Genomic DNA, 3,240 nt, shown 5'->3' on the forward strand with positions numbered 1-3,240 from the left:
CGAGCGGGGGTGCGCCGTCGTCACTCATGCCCCATCAGTACCGCGCCCACCCGGCGCTTGTCGACGCGGGTGCACGCCTTCAACTCGGCCGGTTTCAGGGCTTGTCGAAGTGCCGCCCGGCCTCGTCTCCGCGCCGGGTCTCGGCCCGCACCTCACGGGCAGCACACCCGGAACTCGAAGCGTCCGGTGCGGCGGGCCGGGCGCCGCATGACGCCTTTGCGCTCGCCCTCCTTGATCTCCACGACCTGATCGCAGGGAGGTCGACGTCCTGCAGCGCGTCCAGCACGCCCGTACGCTTGTGGAAGACACGCCTTCATACCAATTCGCGCCAGCCGTGGCGTTCCCGGCAGAACATGTTGATGGCGACGTCGAAGCACTCCGGGAAATTCGGTGCCCGGCGGCCGGATCCAGGGGAGATCACATGCCCGGCGATATCGAACGTGCCGCCCTGCGCGCCGCGGCTCAGGCCGCCGAGCAGGTCCTGTCGAACGTCGCCGAGCAGGCCGCACAGGCCGAGCGGCTCTACCCGCTGGACCCGTCCGCCCAGCGCGTCGCCGAGGTCGGGATGCTCACCGGTGCGTTGAGGGCCCTGCTGGACGCGGTGCGCCCCTTTACCGAGGAAGGCGAAGAAGACGGGCGGTGACCGGCGCTTTCGGCACCGGCGGCCCGGTTCGCACCGTCGTTTCGATCACCGTTTGGGGCAGTGCATGCGCGGTACCCGTGATGGGTTGCCGGATTGGAGGCGCCATGGACAGCGACGAGTTCATCCGTCTCGTCAGCGAGCGGGCGGGCGTGCCCGAGGAGCAGGCCAGGGAGCTGACCCGGGCCACGATGCTGACGCTGGGCGAGCGGATCACCGGCGGCGAGGCCAGGCACTTGGCCGGCGTCCTGCCCGCCGAGATCGCCCCGCCCCTGGTCCCACCGGAGGATGTCGCCCAGAAATTCGGCGTTGCCGAGTTCGTCCGGCGAGTGAGTGAGCGGGCGGGCGTCGGTGAGGCCGTGGCGCGCAGCAGCGTGGCGGCGGTTTTCAGGACTCTGAGAGAGGCCGTCCCCGGCACGGAGTTCGAGGATGTGATGTCGCAACTGCCGAACGAATTCCAGAACATCTAGCGTCGGACATCCCGGCGCCCGGAATGCGGCTGTGCGCACGACCGGGCGCAGGTGGCCGGTTTGCCGTGCCTGTGGCGCGGTACGACGCGAATTCCATCGACTTTACGGCAGGGGACTCGGCATGAGTACTCAGACGCCCCACATCAGCTCGCCCTCCCGTGTTCCGGCCCATGCCTCGCCGAGCGGGGACGGCATCGTCGTCGGAGCCGGCCCGGTGCAGGTGGATGCCTTCATCGACTTTCTGTGCCCGTTCTGCAAGCAGTTCGAAGGGAGGACCGGGCCGCTACTCGACGAGCTGGTGGCCGACGAGGCGATCAGTCTGGTCTACCACCCGATGGGTTTTCTCGACGGCTTGTCCACCACCCGGTACTCCTCCCGTGCCTCGGCGGCCTCGGGCTGCGCCTCCGACGGTGGCCACTTCATGGAGTACCTGTACGCGTTGTTCGCCAACCAGCCCCCCGAGGGCGGGCCGGGCCTGTCCGACGACGAACTGGTCGAGCTCGGCCTTGCGGTGGGACTGGCGGACAGCTCGTTCGCCGCGTGCGTCCGGCAGGGCGTCTACCTGGACTGGAGCTCCTACGTGACGGCGACGGCCGTCCAGCGGGGCGTGGGCGGAACGCCGACCGTGGCGGTCCAGGGGACCCCAGTGCCGGCCAGCCCCCAGACCATCCTTGTCGCGGTCCGTGCCGCCCTCGCCGATGCCGGAGGATGAGGCGCCCGGTCAGCAGTGGAGCGGTCCATGACGATCCGGGTGATGCCGTCGGTCCGTTCAGGGGGCGGTGACGGTGAAGGTGTCGACGGCCACGTCGAAGTGCTCGCGGGCCTCGCGCACCTTGCCGACCGGGGCCGAGACCCACACGTCGTACATCCGGCCGCCCTCCTCCCAGCACAGGTCGTAGGTGTGCCGGGCGCCCTCGGCGGGGGTGTAGCCGTTCCAGGTGAACTCCCAGAGGGCGGCGGGGTGTTTCTCGTGGCTGGTCTCGGTGACACGGCCGTCGCGGTAGCCGGGGTTGTTGTCCGCGCCCTCGGCCGCGAGGCGTTCCAGGACGGCGGCGGGGCCGCCCGGTTCCGGCGGGGAGATCTTGATGCCGAGGCGGAAGGTGCCCCCGGCGGAGAGGTAGAAGACGCGCTCGCCCTGCCGTTCACGGGTGAATCCGTCCGGCACGGCCAGGGCGAAACCGGCGGGGTCGCGGACGGTGCGGTAGCCGGAGGGCGCCCGGGTGCCGGTGGGGCCCGGTGTGCGGGAGGCGGAGGGGGCGCCGGGCGCGTCGTCCCCGCCGCCCCGGTTCTCGTGCAGCATCAGCACCGCCGCCGACACCGCGGCCCCGGCCACGGCGGCCACCAGCAGCGCGGCGATCAGCCTCGCCCGCCTCGGGGACGCCGGCCGGGCGGGACCCTGCGGTGGTTCGGGCGCGGCCGGCGGCGCGTCGGACCTGGTGCCGCGTACCGCGCCCAGCAGCCGGAGCGTGCGCGCGGCCGCGGGAACGCCGGACGCGGGGGGCATACGGCCGGTCTCCAGGTACGTACGCAGCATCCGCTCGGCGTCGGCCGCGCCGAGCCGCAGCTCGGGGTCGCGCTCCAGCAGGCCCCGGACGACGGGGAGCAGCGGGCCGGCCTCGGCGGGCGGCCGGATCTCGTCGGTGACGACGGCGTGCAGGATGCCGCCGAGCGAGTCGCGCCGGAAGGGCGACTCGCCGCTGAGCGCGGCGCACAGCAGCGCGCCCAGCGACCACAGGTCGGACGCGGGCCCGCCGCGCAGCCCCGACATCCGCTCCGGGGCGGTGTACTCGGGCGAGCCGACGAAGGAACCGGTCTCGGTGAGCGTCGTCGCGCCCGCCACCCGCGCGATGCCGAAGTCGGTGAGCACGACCCGGTCGGTACCCGACTCCAGCAGCACGTTGGCGGGCTTGATGTCCCGGTGCAGCACCCCGGCCGCGTGCGCGGTGGCCAGCGCGCTGAGCAGGTCGGCGCCGATCCGGGCGGCCTCGGCGGCGTCCAGCGGGCCGTCGGCGGCGATGCGCTCGGCGAGCGAGCAGCCGTCGATCAACTCCATGACGAGATAGGGGCGTTCCTCCTGCTCGACCACGTCGTGCACCACGATGATGTGCGGGTGCCGCAACTGCGCGACCG

Annotated in this window: 4 protein-coding genes; 3 read left to right on the forward strand and 1 reads right to left on the reverse strand. The window is 72.4% G+C overall.

All coding sequences use genetic code 11. The annotated features are described in order from the left end of the window. Positions 1–421: 421 nt before the first annotated feature. The 3 genes from GT030_RS32340 to GT030_RS32350 all read left to right on the forward strand — a co-directional run bounded on the left by GT030_RS32340 (position 422) and on the right by GT030_RS32350 (position 1,822). Entirely contained in the window at positions 422–643 is a 222-nt protein-coding gene (locus tag GT030_RS32340) for a hypothetical protein (protein WP_161204128.1), read from the forward strand. 104 nt (positions 644–747) lie between these two features. Beyond that, on the forward strand, positions 748–1,110 hold the full coding sequence (locus GT030_RS32345) for a DUF2267 domain-containing protein (protein WP_161204129.1): 363 nt from the start codon (positions 748–750) through the stop codon (positions 1,108–1,110). 121 nt (positions 1,111–1,231) lie between these two features. Then, entirely contained in the window at positions 1,232–1,822 is a 591-nt protein-coding gene (locus GT030_RS32350) for a DsbA family protein (RefSeq protein ID WP_161204130.1), read from the forward strand. A gap of 57 nt (positions 1,823–1,879) precedes the next feature. On the opposite strand, the gene GT030_RS32355 is transcribed toward GT030_RS32350, so the two are convergent. Continuing rightward, on the reverse strand, positions 1,880–3,240 hold a 1,361-nt coding region (locus GT030_RS32355), incomplete at its 5' end, for a serine/threonine-protein kinase (RefSeq protein ID WP_161204131.1).

The sequence above is a fragment of the Streptomyces sp. SID1328 genome (assembly GCF_009865595.1).
GTDB lineage: Bacteria > Actinomycetota > Actinomycetes > Streptomycetales > Streptomycetaceae > Streptomyces > Streptomyces griseoluteus.